At 47.3% G+C, this 17,764-nt stretch carries 10 protein-coding genes; 9 read left to right on the top strand and 1 reads right to left on the bottom strand.

Going from position 1 to position 17,764, the window contains the following annotated elements; translation table 11 throughout:
- Positions 1 to 79 precede the first annotated feature (79 nt).
- The 9 genes from rng to L5M38_RS07250 all read left to right on the top strand — a co-directional run bounded on the left by rng (position 80) and on the right by L5M38_RS07250 (position 15,073).
- The gene (gene rng, locus L5M38_RS07290) at positions 80 to 1,546 is read left to right on the top strand and encodes a ribonuclease G (RefSeq protein ID WP_263178720.1); all 1,467 of its coding nucleotides are present in this window, start codon (positions 80 to 82) and stop codon (positions 1,544 to 1,546) included.
- A complete protein-coding gene (locus L5M38_RS07285) occupies positions 1,546 to 5,892 on the top strand; it encodes a YhdP family protein (RefSeq protein WP_263178671.1) in 4,347 nt (1,448 codons plus the stop codon). Before rng ends, L5M38_RS07285 begins: the two co-directional genes overlap by 1 nt.
- Positions 5,816 to 6,646: a carbon-nitrogen hydrolase family protein gene (locus L5M38_RS07280; RefSeq protein WP_168825669.1), complete on the top strand. Its 831-nt coding sequence runs from the start codon at positions 5,816 to 5,818 to the stop codon at positions 6,644 to 6,646. The genes L5M38_RS07285 and L5M38_RS07280 overlap by 77 nt, the downstream gene beginning before the upstream one ends.
- A gap of 133 nt (positions 6,647 to 6,779) precedes the next feature.
- Positions 6,780 to 8,228: a metalloprotease TldD gene (gene tldD, locus L5M38_RS07275; RefSeq protein ID WP_263178670.1), complete on the top strand. Its 1,449-nt coding sequence runs from the start codon at positions 6,780 to 6,782 to the stop codon at positions 8,226 to 8,228.
- A 94-nt stretch (positions 8,229 to 8,322) separates the two neighbouring features.
- Positions 8,323 to 9,705, top strand: a complete 1,383-nt coding sequence (locus L5M38_RS07270; protein ID WP_263178669.1) for a TolC family protein — start codon at positions 8,323 to 8,325, stop codon at positions 9,703 to 9,705.
- Positions 9,695 to 10,669 (top strand): HlyD family secretion protein, encoded by a 975-nt coding sequence (locus tag L5M38_RS07265; protein ID WP_173247150.1) that lies wholly within the window; start codon positions 9,695 to 9,697, stop codon positions 10,667 to 10,669. Before L5M38_RS07270 ends, L5M38_RS07265 begins: the two co-directional genes overlap by 11 nt.
- An 80-nt stretch (positions 10,670 to 10,749) precedes the next feature.
- The gene (locus tag L5M38_RS07260) at positions 10,750 to 11,967 is read left to right on the top strand and encodes an ABC transporter permease (protein WP_263178719.1); all 1,218 of its coding nucleotides are present in this window, start codon (positions 10,750 to 10,752) and stop codon (positions 11,965 to 11,967) included.
- 1 nt (position 11,968) lies between these two features.
- Positions 11,969 to 13,159 (top strand): ABC transporter permease, encoded by a 1,191-nt coding sequence (locus tag L5M38_RS07255; RefSeq protein ID WP_263178668.1) that lies wholly within the window; start codon positions 11,969 to 11,971, stop codon positions 13,157 to 13,159.
- 588 nt (positions 13,160 to 13,747) lie between these two features.
- On the top strand, positions 13,748 to 15,073 hold the full coding sequence (locus tag L5M38_RS07250) for an APC family permease (RefSeq protein WP_263178667.1): 1,326 nt from the start codon (positions 13,748 to 13,750) through the stop codon (positions 15,071 to 15,073).
- Between the two features lie 162 nt (positions 15,074 to 15,235).
- On the opposite strand, the gene L5M38_RS07245 is transcribed toward L5M38_RS07250, so the two are convergent.
- The gene (locus L5M38_RS07245; RefSeq protein ID WP_263178666.1) at positions 15,236 to 17,749 is read right to left on the bottom strand and encodes an Ig-like domain-containing protein; all 2,514 of its coding nucleotides are present in this window, start codon (positions 17,747 to 17,749) and stop codon (positions 15,236 to 15,238) included.
- Positions 17,750 to 17,764: the final 15 nt, after the last annotated feature.

Here is a 17,764-nt window from a genome sequence, read left to right as displayed (position 1 = left end):
TCGATTAATTAATCTAGTTTCCCGAATGGGGTGAGTCGTGAATACCAGTCGCTTAAATCCAAATAAAATACAGCGCAAGATGGGTTCAGAATTACTGATCAACGTAACTCCATCTGAGGCGCGCGTTGCTTTAGTTGAGCATGGTGTGCTGCAAGAAGTCCATATTGAACGCCGGATGAAACGGGGTTTAGTGGGTAATATTTACAAAGGTAAAATCAGCCGTGTGCTACCCGGTATGCAAGCCGCCTTTGTCGATATTGGCTTAGATAAAGCGGCTTTTTTACATGCGTCCGACATAGTACCGCACACTGAGTGTGTCGCCGATGTTGAGAAAGGTCATTTCGTTGTTCGTGATATCGCCGAGTTAGTCCGTCAAGGGCAAGACATTATGGTGCAAGTGGTTAAAGATCCGCTGGGCACTAAGGGCGCACGCCTAACGACCGATATCACGCTGCCTTCCCGTTATTTGGTCTTTATGCCAGGTTCTAGCCATGTTGGTGTTTCCCAGCGTATTGAACTAGAAGAAGAACGCAGTCGCCTCAAACAAATTACTTTGCCCTATGTTGATGATGACGGTGGTTTTATTATCCGCACCGCCGCCGAAGGCGTAGGGGAAGATGAGTTATCCCAAGATGCGGCATTTTTACGCCGAGTTTGGTCAAAGGTGAGTGAGCGACGTAAACGCGGTGGTGTGTCGCTCCTGTATCAAGATTTAGCCTTACCTGTGCGCATTGTGCGTGATTTTGTCGGTACTGAGCTGGACCGTATTCAAGTGGATTCTCGCCGCACTTTTGCCGAGTTGCAGTCTTTTGCGCAGGAGTTTATGCCAGAGATTGCCGATAAGATTGAGCACTATTCAGGACCTGCGCCTATTTTTGATCTCTACGATGTGGAGAACGAAATTCAACGTGCACTCGGCCGTAAAGTCGAGCTCAAGTCTGGTGGCTATTTGATCATAGATCAAACCGAAGCCATGACGACTGTGGATATCAATACCGGCGCCTTTGTGGGGCACAGGAATCTTGAAGAAACCATTTTTAATACCAACCTCGAAGCGACCCAAGCGATAGCGAGGCAGTTACGTCTGCGTAATCTCGGCGGTATCATTATTATCGATTTTATCGACATGATGACGGCGGATCATAAGGCTCGTGTTCTTAGTAGCTTAACCAGCGCTTTGTCTAAGGATAGGGTGAAAACCAATGTGAGTGGTTTTTCGGGGTTAGGTCTAGTCGAAATGACCCGTAAGCGTACCCGCGAAAGTTTAGAGCATGTCGTCTGCGGCGAATGTCCGGCCTGCCATGGCACGGGGAGCATGAAGACAGTCGAGACGGTTTCCTATGAGGTCTTTCGCGAAATAATCCGTTTAAACCGTGCCTACGATGCTGATGAGTTCCTGTTGTACTGTTCGCCTGCCGTGTATCAAAGTCTGCATACCGATGATAATCATCTTATTGCTGAACTTGAGGTTTACATAGGTAAGCGCATCCGTTTGCAAAATGAGCCTATGTACTCACAGCACAAATACGATGTGGTGATGATGTAGTGGCTACGCTTTTTACTGCAAAAAAATTTAGCCGTTTTTGTTGGCAATTTCTGGCGCTTATTTTGGTCTTGTTTGCGCTTGCCGTCAGTTTGATCCGTGGCTTATTACCGCAGGTTGATGAAGTTCGCCAGCAACTGGTTAATTACGTAAAAAGCGAATATAAAGTCGATGTGCAAGTGGGGGAGTTATCCGCCCATTGGCAGGCATTTGGCCCTGCAATTAACATCGATGACTTAGTGATCCCGCCACAGGAACAACTGCCTGTGACCTTGATGATCAAGAACGTACAAGTGAAGTTAGATTTTTGGCAATCGCTGCTCACACTCACCCCGCGAATCGAAGATGTCAATTTTGAGGGTGTCCATGTCGCTTTAGACATGGATAAGCTTACCGAGAACGATCCCGCCACAATCAATAAAGCCCCGCAACTCGATTGGCTCTATGCCCTGTTGCTCAAACAACTCGATAGATTCTCCTTAACCAATGCCACAGTGCAATTGCTGAGCATGCACCAAGAGTTTCGCCCGATCCATATCCGTCATTTGAACTGGCGCAATCAGGGTGAACGTCACCGCGGTGCGGGAGAGTTGTATCTTGATAGTCATGCCTCTGAGCATGAATCTCTCGGATTACAGTTAGATATCAAGGGCGATGGTGCAAATCCCGACAGTTTGACTGGGCAGATTTATTTGGCGGCTAACTCTTTAGACTTAGGTGAATGGGCTTCACGTCAGCCTAATCCCTATGATTCTACTCAAAAGTTACCCTTAGAAGGGGTTGTCAATCTTAAGGCTTGGCTTACGTTTGCCGACCGCAGCATCAGTTCTGCTATGGTTCATTTTGAGCCGAGCTGGCTGCAATGGACATTAAAGCAAGAGCCGCAGAGATTTGAAATTCAAGCGGGTGACATTGTTTGGCAGCCAAAGGCGCCGGGTTGGGAAGTGCAAAGTTCAGGACTGGATTTTGTCACCAATGGTGAGCATTGGCCTGCATTAACGCTGGCCGCGAAGCGTCAAAACGATGAATTATTTGCCTATGTGAATCAAGTTAATACTCAGAGTCTATTGCCGCTGCTGCCGCTATTCCCAGGAGTCGATAAAGCTGTATTGCGTCAATGGCATGCGTTAGCTCCCGAGGCTAATATTGGACCAATCCGCCTGTATCAAAAAGCCGACCAGCCTTTGCTCGCCAGTACCGAAGTGAAGCAGTTGCATTGGCAGAAGGTCGAGGGTATTCCCAATACTCATCCTGTAGATGTGAACCTGCGCTGGCAAGATAAGACGCTGTATTTCTCTCTACCTGAACAAGTGTACACTCTTGATTTTGGTGATGAATTTTCGGCGCCATTAGTGTTCAATGGGGCGCCAATTGATGGTCAATTCGATACTGAACATCTGAGTTTAAATGTGCCTCAGTTGCAGCTTGAAAACGAAGATATCGGCGTTGATGCGGCATTGAATTTGGACTTTAGCGGTGCTGCACACATGGCGCTGGCGGCCAATGTTCGTATCAACAATGTGGCTAATGCCGACAAGTATTTCCCCAATAAGGCGATGGGTGAATCACTGGCCGAGTATTTGGATACTGGGCTTAAAGCGGGTCAGACCCAAGATGCGCAAGTTGTTTGGCGTGGTCCGTTAAGTGGTTTTCCCTTTGACGATAATAGCGGCGTATTTCAGGCAGCATTTACCTTAACAGATGCCAAATTTCAGTTTCAACCCGACTGGCCTGCGGTCACAGATCTGTCCCTTAACGCTTTGTTTGAAAATACCCGCATGGATCTTTGGTTAAACCAAGGCAAGCTGATGAATGTGGATGCCACAGGGGCCCATGTATTTATTCCCGCCATTGGTGAACAGACGCTGCTAAGGATTGAAGCCGAACTTGCTACTCAAGGCAGTGCGGCGACTAAGGTGTTACAAGCCTCACCTTTGGCGAACTCAGTAGGTAAAACCTTAGATGTCGTGCAAGTGCAAGGTGCTGTCACTGGCACTTTAGACATCAGCATTCCACTGTATGAAGGTGAAGCTGAAGATATTCGTGGTCAAATCCGTTTTGATAACACACCGGTATATATTGCTCAGCCAGGGCTTCAACTTCATGGCGTGACTGGTGTAGTCGACTTTGCGAATGAGGTTGTGACAGGAAAAGGCATCAAAGCGCGCTTGTTCGAACAACCGCTTAGTTTAACTTTCGACACTCAGCCTAAAGGTAAAGATTTTGGCCTTAATCTTTCGCTGAAAAGTCGTTGGGATCTCAGCCGTCTCCCCGATGAATTACACAATCCCTTGAGCGATTTTTATCAGGGGAAAATCAGTTGGGACGGTGCTATGACTATGCTATTTACTGAGCAAGGTTATCAAATCCAAGCCAAAGTGACTTCGGATATGCTGGGGACGCAACTGTTACTCCCAGGATACTTTGCTAAACCCGAAAATGAACCACGACCTTTAGTCGCTGAGTTTGTTGGCGATCAAGATGATGCGACGCTCGATGTCAAACTTGCCAGTCATGCCGAGTTTATCGGTGGTTTCGATGCCGATAAAGGCGCAAATTTTAGTTATTTTGACTTGTTATTGGGGCGTTTATTTGGTGAGGATGAAGCCAGAAATACGGAACAAGGTCATATTCAAATCGATCTCGGTAAGGCCAAATTAGCCGAATGGTTACCTGTGATTAATGCCTTTGTTGGTCAAGAGAAAATACCGAAAACGGGCATTTTAGTTGATGATATTCCACATAAAAGTTTATTTCCCGCGGTGGCGAGTATCGATTCTCATATCGGTCGGCTCGATCTTTTAGGGCAACAACTGACGGAGCTTAGGCTTAATGCTAAGCCTAACGAGACGGGATGGCGTTTTAATACCGTTGCCAACGAATTTGACGGTTGGATCGATTTCTATCCAAATTGGAAAACTCAAGGTCTCAAAGTTGTGGCGAATAAATTCTATTTTTCACCTGAGGTAAAGCCGAACACGGATGCCGATTTTGCCAGTGATCAAGTGCTCACTAACTTGCCGCCAGTTGCAGTGAATGTGGAAGATTTTCGTTTCTTCGATAAATCCTTTGGAAAGCTCGTTTTGCAGGCGAGCCCACAAGCGGCAGGATATAAGATTCAAACATTGTCTTTGACTACGCCCAATGTCAATTTGCAGGGCAGTGGCATTTGGCAGCAACAGGCTGGACAGAATAAAACTGATCTCAGTGTTGAGTTAAATGCCACTCAGTTTAGTTATCTATCTGCTCAATTGGGTATAGAGCCTGGCGTTAATGAAGCCCCCTTGAAGGTTAATGCGGACTTATCTTGGCAAGGTGCTCCCTATGCCTTCTCCCTCGAAACCTTAAATGGCAAGGTGAAATTCAACTTAGGCAAAGGCCACTTATCTCAGGTGAGTGACAAGGGCGCACGGATTTTCTCCCTGTTCAGTTTAGATTCTCTGGTGCGTAAACTGTCGCTGGATTTCACCGATGTCTTCGGTCAGGGCATGTATTTCAATTCTTTCAATGGCAATTTGCAGATTGATAATGGCGTTGTGAAAACCACTGACACTGAAATGGATGCCATCGCGGGTAATATGAAGGTGCGTGGCTATACGGATCTCACCACTGAAAGTTTGAATTACGATATCCGCTTTGTGCCGCAATTGGCCTCAAGTGTGCCAACTGTCGTATTGCTCAGTACAAGCGCTTGGACACTGGGTCTGGGAGCCTTTGCCCTGACAAAAGTGCTTGAGCCTGTGATTGAAGTGATTTCAGAAATTCGTTTTCGGGTGACTGGGACTATGGCAGAGCCTGTGGTCGAAGAGTTAGAGCGTAAGAGTAAAGAGATTGAAATTCCAGAATCTATTTTACCTGTGGTTGGCGTTGAGCGCCCAGCGGTGCCGACCGAAGCCGCGAGTCATAACGCCGATATCACTCAGCCGGTAGAAACTAAATCGACCGAGGCTGAATTAACAGAAGCTAAGCCAACTGAAACTAAGTTAACTGAAGCTCAGTCAACTGAAGTTAAACCAAGCAACGCTAAATCTGAGCCACAGCTTCAAGCAACACAACCAGATGCGCTCGAGCCACAAGACGTTAAGCCTGAAGAGGCCAGATCTGAAGAATCAAAGTCAGAAGAGCTAAAGCCAGCAACAGATCAAATTAAAGTGCTCGATTTAAAGCGGGAGCAACCTCAAGCGACGCCTTCGCCTGAAGCGCCGAACACGCATGCCATACCAGAGCATCGCGAAGCAGTAGAACCGATTAAGCAAATTCAGGGAGAGCAAAATGCACATCAGCCTGTTGCAATGTCAGAGCAGTCGCGACGTCAGCGCCAATCTGCAGTTTATCGAATCGCAGCTTAACGAACTCAAACGGGATGCCGATGCGCCCCATTTAGTCGTGTTACCCGAATGCAGTTTACTGTTTGGTGGCCACGAAAGTCAGCAACTTGCCTATGCGGGTGATGTTCATCAGAGTCCGCTCAAATCGGCGTTAAGTGCACTGGCCGCCAAGTATCGGGTGTTTATGGTCGCGGGGACTATTCCGGCGTTGGCTGAGGATGGTCGTGTCTATAGTCGCAGTTATCTGTTTGATGATAAAGGTGATACTTTAGGGCATTACGATAAACTGCACCTTTTTGATGTGGATGTTGCCGATGGTACAAAACAATATCGCGAGAGCGAAACCTTCTGCCCCGGTGATCACATTAGTGTTATTGATACACCTTTTGGCAAAATTGGCTTAACCATCTGTTATGATTTACGCTTTCCCGACTTGTTTAGGGCGATGCGCCTTGCGGGTGCCGAGATTATTACTGTTCCTTCTGCCTTCACTAAGGTGACGGGGGAAGCCCATTGGCAAGTATTGTTACAGGCAAGAGCGATTGAAACCCAATGTGTGATTCTCGCAGCGGCGCAATGGGGGCAGCATAATGAAGGGAGCCGAGAAACCTGGGGGCAGAGCATGATAGTCGGTCCTTGGGGGAATATTTTGGCTGAACTCAAAACCGGTACGGGTTGGGTACAGGCTGAGGTCGACTTAACCGAACTGCACAGTATTCGCAGTAAAATGCCCGTCATGCAGCATAATCGTTTCCTTGAACCAAGCTTGAAATAATGTGCCAGTAGCCAGCAGACGAGTTGAAATGCTGAATTTGCGCTTGAGTCGATATGCAGCATTAACACATAGAATTAGTACACCGAATTTACACTCAGAATATCAAGATCCTTTGGGGTCAAAGAGAGCATAGATGCCATTTTTAGCACAAGTAGAGCAAAGTTTATTGAAGAATGGGTTAGCGTTAGATGGCCTGCAAACCTATCTAAACACCATACATCAGCACAAAATCGATTATTCCGATCTCTATTTTCAAGGTAGTCGCCACGAATCTTGGGTGCTGGAAGACGGCATCATCAAAGACGGTAGTTTCCATATTGAACGCGGTGTGGGTGTGCGGGCCATCAGCGGTGAGAAAACGGGTTTTGCCTATGCCGATGATATCACTCTTGCCGCCTTAAGCGCTGCAGTACAGGCTGCCCGTGGCATTGCTAGTGCGGGTGAGCAGACTCAAGTGCAAGCCTTTAAACGTCAAAAAGCATTGGCGTTATACGACAGCTTAGATCCGATTGCGGCGATGGAAGAAGTCAAAAAAATCAACCTGCTGAAAGAAGCCGATGCTTTTATTCGCAGTCTAGATAGCCGGATTATTCAAGTGGTGGTTAGCCTTGCTGGTGTGCACGAAGAAATCCTCGTTGCTGCGAGTGATGGCACTCTTGCGGCCGATATCCGTCCTCTGGTGCGTTTTAACTGTAGCGTGATTTTGGAAGAAAACGGTAAACGTGAACGTGGTGGCGCCGGTGGTGGTGGTCGTCATGACTACGGTGTTTTAATGGCAAGCGATGACACAGGTTTACCTATGTGTTTCGACTTTGCCCGCGAAGCCGTGCGTCAAGCGCAAGTTAACCTTAACGCCATCGATGCACCAGCGGGTGAAATGCCTGTGGTGTTAGGTAATGGCTGGCCCGGTGTATTGCTCCACGAAGCGGTTGGACATGGTTTGGAAGGCGACTTTAACCGTAAGGGCAGCAGTGCCTTTAGCGGCAAGGTTGGTCAGCAAGTTGCGTCTAAGTTAGTGACAGTGGTCGACGATGGCACCTTGCCTAATCGTCGTGGTTCACTGAGTATCGACGATGAAGGTGTACAAACCCAAAGAACCGTATTGATTGAAGACGGTATTTTAAAGGGTTACATCCAAGACAAACTCAATGCTCGCTTAATGGGTGTTGCGCCAACGGGTAATGGTCGCCGCGAATCCTACGCACATTTGCCTATGCCACGTATGACCAATACTTATATGACGGCCGGTGAGTCAGATCCCAGTGAGATTATTAAGTCAGTGAAGAAGGGTATTTACGCCCCTAACTTTGGCGGTGGCCAAGTTGATATCACTTCGGGTAAGTTTGTGTTCTCAGCATCCGAAGCCTATTTGATTGAAAATGGTGAAGTTACTCAAGCCATTAAGGGTGCTACTTTAATCGGTAATGGCCCTGAGGCTATGAGCCAGATTTCTATGGTCGGTAACGATATGGCTTTAGATCAAGGTGTGGGCGTTTGTGGTAAAGATGGTCAAAGTGTGCCTGTGGGTGTGGGTCAACCGACCCTAAAACTCGATAAGCTCACCGTGGGCGGAACAGCATAAAACCTAGAACCTTACGTCTATGGGTTCTAGTCGCTACCCATCATGAATGTTATCATTCGCAAAGGAAATTAGAGTAACTACTCTAGAGGTGTTAATGAAACTATCACGTGTGGTATGGCTGTGCCTATTATCATTGCCTTTGGCTGGCTATGCCCAGCCGATTAGCTTTACTGATGCTTGGCAGCAAGTGCTGAAGGTGAGCGACAAGTTGCAAGCGCAATCGCAGGAAGTTAACCGCGCTAAGGGTGAACAAGAGGCGGGCGAGAGCTTAAATTTTCCCTCATTAGACATTCGCGGTAACTATATTCATTTGGATAAACCGATTGAGTTTGATCTGAAAGAATTAAATTCTGTGGTTTCTATCCCGCCATCGCTTGGCGGTATTATTGCGGGTATTCCGCCGCTGCCCTTAAGTGAGCAAGATATTTTTAGCGCCAGCTTACAGGCAATGTGGCCGATTTATACGGGCGGACAGATCACTGCGGCTCAAGGTATACACGCGGCTATGGTGGCCGAGAAGCAACAAGAATTACAATTGGCAACGCGTGATTTATTTACCCTGCTGGTGGATAGATATTACGCTGTCGATGTGACGTTGGCATTGGTGAATACTCAGACTGATCTGGTTGGATCGTTAGCTAAGCATGTTGATCATGCTTTAGCACTAGAGCGCGAAGGGCAAATTGCGAAGGTTGAGCGCCTCAATGCGCAGGTCGCCCTAGAGAATGCTAAAGTCAATTTAGGCAGTGCTCGTCGGCAACACGAAATGGCAGTGATCGCGCTGGCACGTATGCTACAGCAAAGTCAGGTGAGCACAAATTCTCCCTTATTTGTACTGCCACAGGCTCCTTCATTCGCTCAACTCAGCCAAATTACCCTGAGCCAACATCCGGCGCTCAAATTACTCGAAGCGAAAGAAACGCAAGCGAACGGTTTAATAGCGTTGGAAAAAGGTAAATACCATCCAACGGTTTTCCTCTTTGGTAACTACACCTTGTATGAAGAGGACACTCTCTTGACGAGCATCACACCTGACTGGATGGTTGGGGTTGGGGTCAATGTGCCACTGATCAGCCGCGATGGTCGTAGCGGTAAGGTCGAAGCGGCGAAAAGTGCACTCTTACAAGCTCGTTATACCAAGGCACAAACTAAACAAGACTTGAGTCTGCTGGTGGATCAAAGCTACCGCCAATTATTACAGGCCGAGGAAGAAGTGACGGCGCTCGATACTTCGCTCGAACTTGCTATTGAAAACCTGCGTCTTAGGGAAATCGCCTTTAATCAAGGGCTTTCAACCTCTATCGACAGAGTCGATGCGGAGCTGAAACTAAGCGCGGTGAAAACTCAGCAATTGGCTGCCCGTTATCGTTATGTGCAAGCCTATGCCAGATTAATGGCCATTAGTGGTCAACTAGATGAATTTATCGGTCGTACCACAGCCCCTACCCAAGTGCAGGAGACAAACAATGCGCGCTAACAGAATACTTGCCCTTGTGGCGTTGGTCGCATTAGGCCTTATCTTAGCCTATGGACTCAAGCTCGCTTATAGCCCGCAGCCGAGTTTGTTGCAGGGCCAGATTGAAGCCCGTGAGTACAATGTTTCGTCCAAGGTGCCAGGCAGAGTCGAGCAAGTGCTCGTGCGCCGCGGTGATAGTGTGGCCCAAGGGGATTTATTATTCGCGATCCGCAGTCCTGAGCTAGATGCAAAGTTAATGCAGGCCGAAGGTGGTCGTGATGCCGCTAAGGCGATGCAGCTTGAAGCCAACAACGGTGCTCGCAGCCAAGAAGTGATGGCAGCCAAGGAGCAATGGCTCAAGGCGCAGGCGGCGGCAACGCTCGCTAAAACCACTTATACCCGAGTCGAAAACTTATTTAACGAAGGTGTGGCGGCAAGACAAAAACGCGATGAAGCCTTTACCCAATGGCAAGCGGCAAAATACACAGAACAAGCGGCCTTAGCCATGTACCAAATGGCCGAGGAAGGTGCGCGGGCGGAAACCAAAGTGGCTGCGGCAGGTAATGCCCGTAAGGCTGAAGGTGCAGTGAAAGAAGTTAGCGCCATTATGGAAGATAGCCAAATGCGCGCACCTAAATCGGGTGAGATCAGCGACGTGCTGTTACAGGCGGGTGAATTGGCACCCAGTGGTTTTCCGATTGTTAGTTTGATTGATATGCAGGATGCTTGGGCCGTGTTCCAAGTGCGAGAAGACCAACTTAAACGTTTCAAAAAAGGTCAAACAATTCAATTAACGATTCCGGCACTCGGGCAGGATGTGGATTTTACTGTGTCCCATATCAGTGTGATGGGTGAGTTTGCCACTTGGCGTTCGACTGAAAGTGGCCATGATTTTGATATGCGAACCTTTGAAGTGGAATTGCGTCCAAACCAGCCGATTACCGATCTGCGTGTCGGCATGTCTGTGCTGCTGCGCAGTGAGTAAAAGTCGTGACTGAACGTACGCCTCACGCCAACGCGGCGGACAAGATTAAGGGCGAATCACAGCCATCGAGCATAAGCTTTATGGCGTTGCTCACAGCGTTAGTTCGCCGTGAGCTGCGTGCCCTATGGCATGACCCTTGGCAGTTAGCGCTGATAAGTTATATTCCACTACTGGGGATTTTATGCTTATGGTGGTTATTCAGTGCAGGTCTGCCAAGGCAACTGCCCGTGGCGATTGTCGACCAAGATCATAGTCAATTGAGCCGCATGTTGACCCGTCAGCTTAAGGCAAACCCAGTTACCGATCCGCAAAGTTTTACCGACTTATCCTCGGCGATAAGCGCGATGCAACAGGCGAAAGTCTACGCTATTGTGGTTTTTCCCTATGATATGAAAAAGGATTTACTTACAGGCCATAAGCCTACAATTGATGTGCGCTACAACAGTCAATTTTTGCTGGTGGGTAAGTTACTCTCAAGCCAAATTCAGTTGAGTTTAGGCGACGGATTACAGCAAGTGGCGGGTTTAAAGCTGCTCGCAAATGGTACACCGAAATCCCAAGTTGCAGTGAATTTAAGCCCTGTCAAAAGCCAAACAACAGCCCTGTTTAACCGAAATAACAACTACATAGGTTTCTTAGTACCGCCAGTGCTGATTGCGCTGTGGCAGTTGTTATCTATGTTAGTGATGGCAAACAGCTTAAATCGAGAGCTGCATTTAGCGCCTACCACTCAGGCCGATGGCATGTCGAATCTCTTAACTGAACATTTTTGGCCTAAGGTGTGGGCGAAAATGGTGCTGTTTACGCCGATATTGATGCTGCAGTGCGGCTTTATTTTAGCTTGGTTGTATTTGTATCTTGCTCTGCCGATGGCGGGGAGTTTAGCCCTATTATTGCTCGCGCAATTAGTCATGTTATTGGCAGTCTGGAGCTTAGTGTTATTAATATTTGTAGTGATGCGTGATAGTGCGCGGGTCATCAGCTTTTGTACCGCTTTATTTGCGCCAGCGTTTGCCTTTATGGGCATTACTTTTCCGACTCACGAAATGCCGCAATTAGCCCAGTGGTGGCGACTTATCATGCCATCGAGCCATTATATTGAGTCCCATGTTAGTATCGTGAGTTATGGCGCCACTTGGCCAAGTGTAGCGAGCCAAATTACCAGTTATTGGGGCTTTATCTGTCTGATACCTTTGATATATTTCCTGTCGCGTAAATTACTGCCTATCACAGTTAACACCAATGCTTCAGTGACGGTTTATGACTCGGACGCAGCTATATCTGCGAAGGGGCAATAGGATGAATTTATCCAATAGCGAACACGCAAACACACCACGTCAGCTCAGTCTGTGGCGACTGATCCTCACTGAATTTAAGGCCATTATTAGCGATAAAGCGATCGCAGTGACCTTATTTGGCGGTGTACTGTTTTATTCGGTTTTGTATCCTTTGCCCTATTTGAATCAAGTGCCGACCGAGCAACAACTGATCGTGGTGGACTTAGATCATTCTTCCCTAAGCCGTCAATTGATCCGTCATGCCGATGCCAGCGCAAAAATTCAAGTCATAGGTCAAGTCGGTTCGATTACCGAGGCGAAGCGTTTTATTGAGACGCGTAAGGCCCACGGCTTACTCGTGATCCCAGAAGGATTCCGTCGCGATTTATTGCTCGGTAAAGGTGTGACGCTAAGCTATGGCGGTGATGCTAGTTACTTTTTGATTTATTCCGCGGTTGTTGAAGGCTTAGTTAGCGCTGGAATGGATGCGGGTAAACAAGTGCAATTGATTGGCATGCTTGCTCAAGGACAAAATCCTAAGCAGGCCCAAGAGAGTTTAAACTCGCTTCATCTTAACAGTGTGCCAGCCTTTAACCAGAGCCTAGGTTATACGCCCTATGTAGTACCTGGACTGTTCTTGCTGATTTTGCACCAAACCTTACTCATAGGTACTGGCATTTTGGGGGCAGGGCAATGGCGGCATAAAGGGTATTGGCAGCAGGTGTCTCCGGTGCAATTAGTCTGTGGCCGTATCCTTGCTTTCATGTTGATTTATATCTTCTTTACCAGCTTTTATGTGGGCTATTGTTATCACTGGTATAACGTGAGTATTCAAGCGAGCCTTGGCTTAGTTGCGCTGTGGTTATTGCCGTTTTTACTGGCTACCGCCGCCGCAGGTGTTGCCATGAGCACCTTATTCACTCGCCGCGATTTACCCACCCAAGTGCTACTGCTGATCTCTATGCCTATTCTATTCGTGTCAGGTTTTGTGTGGCCGATAGCACTGATCCCAGAACCTTTAGTACTCGGCTCACAGTTTATTCCCGCCGTGCCCGCGATCATGGGTATGTTAGAACTCAATCAAATGGGCGCAAGCTGGGCGAGTGTGATGCCCAAATGGCTACAACTCTGGGGCTTATTTGCGGTCTTTTTCGGCCTAGCGATGTTGGGGATTAAGCGTCGTGCTAGGTTATTGTTGGCTGTCGCGAACTAGGTTTTAGATGCAGGTTGCGATTTACACATGCTGATTTTTAAATAAAAAATCAAAGTTGTGGGGTTAAGCCCACAATCTAAATCCAAACTAAATTTGGGTTTAGGTTCTTTTCGGCCGTTAGGCTGCACAGTTAATCCAAACGGAATTGAGGTCAGCAAAACCCACTATCATCTGCAAGATATCAAAAGAAAACTTCATTTTTACTTCTTTATATTCATTTAAATCACTCTCACCGTACTTTTGGGCAGCAAAGTCCCCTTATTGGGTTGTCTTCTTGTTGGTTTTGGGGGAGAATGCGCGCCGAAAAAATAACCGAGATACTCAGTATCTCGGTTATTTTTTATTTATGGCGTATGTGTTTTAAAACAATTGAGGCCGGTAAACATCCGGAAATGATATGAGGTTCAGTTGAACCTATTTTACTGAGGAAAGACCAATGGGGCTGTTGTGTACCGGATTGTCGGTAGTTGTTGTAAATCAAGTTGTTGCGTTAGCCATTAAACCTAGAGTGCAGACGGTTAGCCGCAAGCAAAAACTAATTGCAGATGCGTGCTTAGGTGTTCAACCCTGTAGAATGGGGGTGTGCTGATGAGCCAACAAAATCTGGGTTTGAAGCAGACCCTCAACTTATGGCAAGTGGTGGTGATGGGGCTTGCCTATCTCACGCCTATGGCCGTTTTTGACACCTTTGGTATTGTTTCCGAGATCACCTCTGGCCATGTGGCTACGTCTTATCTATTCGCATTGGCGGGGATTTTATTTACCGCGTTTAGTTACGGTCATTTGGTACGTAAATATCCCTATGCGGGTTCAGCCTACACTTATGCTCAAAAAACCTTTAGCCAGAATGTTGGTTTTATGGTGGGTTGGTCATCGCTGCTGGACTATATGTTTATGCCAATGATCAATATGTTGCTCGCAAAAATCTATTTAACCGCCATGTTTCCCAGCGTCGAACCTTGGATCTTTATTTTCGCACTTGTGACCATAATGACCTTGCTTAATCTCAAGGGGATTGATCTCGTCGCGAACTTTAATGGGGTGATAGTGTTTGCACAGATCGCCATTATTGTGGTGTTCATTGGTCTAATGGCCTATAGCATTTCCCTCGGTGAAGGCGAAGGTGTCGTCGCGAGTGTGCGACCATTTTATGCCGATAATATGGCGATGGCGCCATTATTCACAGGGGCGACGATTCTGTGTTTCTCCTTCCTCGGCTTTGACGGGTTAAGTTCACTGACTGAAGAAACTAAAGATGCGCAGCGTGTTATCCCTCGCGCGATTGTGTTGACAGCTTTGCTCGGTGGCGTGATTTTTGTTGGCGTGTCTTATTTTTTGCAGCTCTATTTCCCCGATATTTCCCGCTTTCAACAGCTTGATGCGGTATTGCCTGAAATTGCACTCTATGTGGGTGGTAATCTATTCCAGTCCATCGTATTAGTGGCGACCACAGTTGCCGTATTGGCATCCGGTATGGCTGCCCATGCTGGGGTTGCACGGATTTTATATGTGATGGGGCGGGATAATATGTTGCCACGTAAAGGGTTTGCTTATATCCATCCTAGATGGCGAACCCCAGCATTTAATGTCTTGTTGGTGGGTGCGCTTGCGCTGTCTGCCGTTTCATTTGATTTGGAAATGGCGCTAGCCTTAGTGAATTTTGGCGCTTTAGTCGCTTTTACCTTCGTAAACTTATCCGTGATTGTGCAGTTTTACCTAAGGGATCGACGTAATAAATCTTTTAGAGACCACTTACAATACTTAGTATTGCCCCTGTGTGGCGCCGGCACTATTGGCGTGCTTTGGGTGAACTTAGAGCCACAATCACTAGAGTTAGGGCTTATATGGGCGGCAGTGGGAGCATTGTATTTGGCTTTACGGAGTTTCCGTTTACGCCGTGCAGTAGAGCTATAAAATTAAGAGTTATAAAATTAGTGAGAGTCATGGCTCATAGATGCACAGCTATAACTAAAGATGTGTTGTAGATCTAAGGGCTGTGAGTTGTCATCCTCTAACAAAATATTCCAATAAAAAGACCCGCATTAGCGGGTCTTTTTATTATCTATCAGTTCGTTATTATTGCAGCAACACATTGAACTTAAGCAAGGTTTCAACACCACTTGGTGTATTCACTGTTAGTACCACTTGGCTGCTAGCGGTTTCAGTATTCTTGAGGTAAAAGTCCGCCATACTTGCATTAGCATCATTCGTTTTAGGCACAGTATAAGGCGTTGACAGTAATTCCCCTTTATCCGCATCGATATTAAGCGTTGTGCTAGAGGGCAGAATTTGATCGGCACTGTCGTAGAACTTTACGGTAAATTCGGATGTTTGCCCTGCAGGAATTGCCGTTAAAGACTCTAGATTGTTGAGAATATTTTGACCTAGGCGATCTTCATATACTTTGACACCATCTTGCCATAGGGAGAAATAGGCTTTTGAGCCAGACATTATCATCACAACTGCTTTACGAACATAAGTCTTATTCGCTTGTCCTGTCCCGCAGAGTGCGCCTTGACATTGAGGGCCGTTAAACTTGCCATCGGCACCTTTATAGGTGTCGCTAGCGAGGTTATCGAAATAGCGTTCACCACTATCATAGGCGAAGTTTTCGTTATCATCGCGAAAGGCTGTCGGCAGATCGCTAAAGCCTGAGCTATGAAAGGTTTCAATATCTAAGCCGTTACCACTGCAAGCCACAGGAACGCCATTTATCAAGCAAGCTTTTGCAATGGCGCTACCATCGGGTGTATCAAATTGGTTGTTACCATTGGTGTCGAAAAAGGTTTCGTGACCTAAAGCGTAGGCTAATACTGTTATGCGATGGTCTTGAGGTCTTGGATCGCTTGATGTCCAAGTCACACTGCAGACACCATTTTGAGTTAAGCAGCTTGGCTCTATTTGGCCGCCTTCACTGGTGAAGTTGACTGTTGTGTCATTGGGCGCAGGGTTGCCAAAACTATCAGACAGTCTTGCTGTCACTGTGACTTTCTCACCATCAATATTGCCCGCTTCAGGGTTGGCATTACTCGTCGCTAAACTAAATCCAAGTTGTTGAGGTAGACCAGTATTCACGGTTAACTGTTCAGATTGGCTAGTGATGACTTCTTTAGTATCAGTATCAACAGCAGTGGCAACCACGCGTACTGGCGTGGGTACTGTACCGGATAATACGCGCACACTGGCGATACCTTGGGAGTTAGTCAGGCTTTGCGCATTCGCAGTGCCATTGGCAAAACTTAAACCACCGACAACCGTATCTAAGGTAAAGCTGACCTTTTGCTGCGCTGCGGGTTGGCCATTGGCGCTGGTGACTTTGAAGCTGACTAAAGAGGATTCGCTTGAACCTGTGCCGCCCGCACCTTTAATGCGAATTTGTGCCGGCTCTGCCGACTCAAAACTTAAGCTGGCAAGCGTTTGACGTTGCAGAGTAAATGGGAAATTCGCCGTTAACGTCTGATTACCAGCCACTGTTGTGGCAATGATTTGGTCGCTACGTTCACTGTTGCCACTGCAACTTGTGTCTTGGAAGGTCGAGCTCGCATTACCCGATAAGGTTGTAACTGGGGTATCGAGTGTGGCGCTATTGTTTGTGGTGCAATCTGAGCTAAAGCTGATGGAAGAGGGTGTTTGTACTCGCGTAACCGTGCCGTCATTGGCCTCTAAGACTAAACTTGCACTTACACCGAAACTACCGCCTGCACTGATTTTATATTTGCCATTGGCATCGGCCGTTAAGGTGCTCGCCAATTGACCTTCGGTAAAGACAGCACCATTGAATGAGCCGATTTTCAGCGTACCTTCTTGATTGACGGCATCTTTACTCAAGACTTCATACAAACTGCTGGTTTGCAGCGATTGACCTTGATAGTCCACAGTGACTGTTAAGGCATTTGCCCCTAATTCAGTTGCACTTGGCGTATAGGGTACCTGCGCAATACCTTGAGTGTTGGTCAGCGCACTGGTTGGATTGAGTGCCGCTGAACCTGCAGTAAAGGTGACTTTAGCGCCTTCGATACCTTTGCTTTCGCTATCGAGCAATATGGCTTGTAATTGCACCGACTCATCGACTTTAAAGCGAGTGACTAAGGCTGAGCTGCTTAAAATACTGGCGCTGAGTTTGGGTGTTTCAATGGTGTTGCCATTGCCTGAACCAACGAACTCGTAGTTACGGCTTGCAGTTAATGCGTCTGCATCAGACGGCGTATAGCTCGCCGTTACCGTACCAGCTTCTGCTGTTAATGTCGGGTTAGAAATGATGACTTCAGCAACGCCATCTGCATTGGTGAGTTTTGTTGCTGGCGCAACAGTACCTAAGGTCGCAGCGAAGCTAATCAGTTGGCCGCTAAGTTTACTCGAACCCTTTTTTAAGGTAGCGACGGCACAAAAACTCGTATCGGAGGCAAAGCTTAAATTGGTGGTTGCATCGGCGCACTTGCCGTTAACTACAGTTTTATAGCCCAGCGTTAAGCTGTAGCTGTCTGTTGTTCCGTCAGTGTCGGTGCCATCAGCGGCGCCATTACAACCACTGAGCGCTAATGCGCCCAGTAATGCCCAAGAAAATACCGATAACGTTTTGCTAAGTCGCATAAGCAACATCCTTGT

This window comes from Shewanella sp. SM101 (assembly GCF_025654465.1).
GTDB classification, from domain to species: Bacteria; Pseudomonadota; Gammaproteobacteria; order Enterobacterales; family Shewanellaceae; genus Shewanella; species Shewanella oncorhynchi.
This window is presented reverse-complemented; position numbering and strand designations above follow the sequence as displayed.

Bases quoted from the DNA above. Each gene is read 5' to 3' on its own strand.
- rng (WP_263178720.1), top strand. From the start codon at position 80: ATGGGTTCAGAATTACTGATCAACGTAACTCCATCTGAGGCGCGCGTT.
- L5M38_RS07280 (WP_168825669.1), top strand. From the start codon at position 5,816: ATGCACATCAGCCTGTTGCAATGTCAGAGCAGTCGCGACGTCAGCGCC.
- tldD (WP_263178670.1), top strand. From the start codon at position 6,780: ATGCCATTTTTAGCACAAGTAGAGCAAAGTTTATTGAAGAATGGGTTA.
- L5M38_RS07270 (WP_263178669.1), top strand. From the start codon at position 8,323: ATGAAACTATCACGTGTGGTATGGCTGTGCCTATTATCATTGCCTTTG.
- L5M38_RS07265 (WP_173247150.1), top strand. From the start codon at position 9,695: ATGCGCGCTAACAGAATACTTGCCCTTGTGGCGTTGGTCGCATTAGGC.
- L5M38_RS07260 (WP_263178719.1), top strand. From the start codon at position 10,750: ATGGCGTTGCTCACAGCGTTAGTTCGCCGTGAGCTGCGTGCCCTATGG.
- L5M38_RS07255 (WP_263178668.1), top strand. From the start codon at position 11,969: ATGAATTTATCCAATAGCGAACACGCAAACACACCACGTCAGCTCAGT.
- L5M38_RS07250 (WP_263178667.1), top strand. From the start codon at position 13,748: ATGAGCCAACAAAATCTGGGTTTGAAGCAGACCCTCAACTTATGGCAA.
- L5M38_RS07245 (WP_263178666.1), bottom strand. From the start codon at position 17,749: ATGCGACTTAGCAAAACGTTATCGGTATTTTCTTGGGCATTACTGGGC.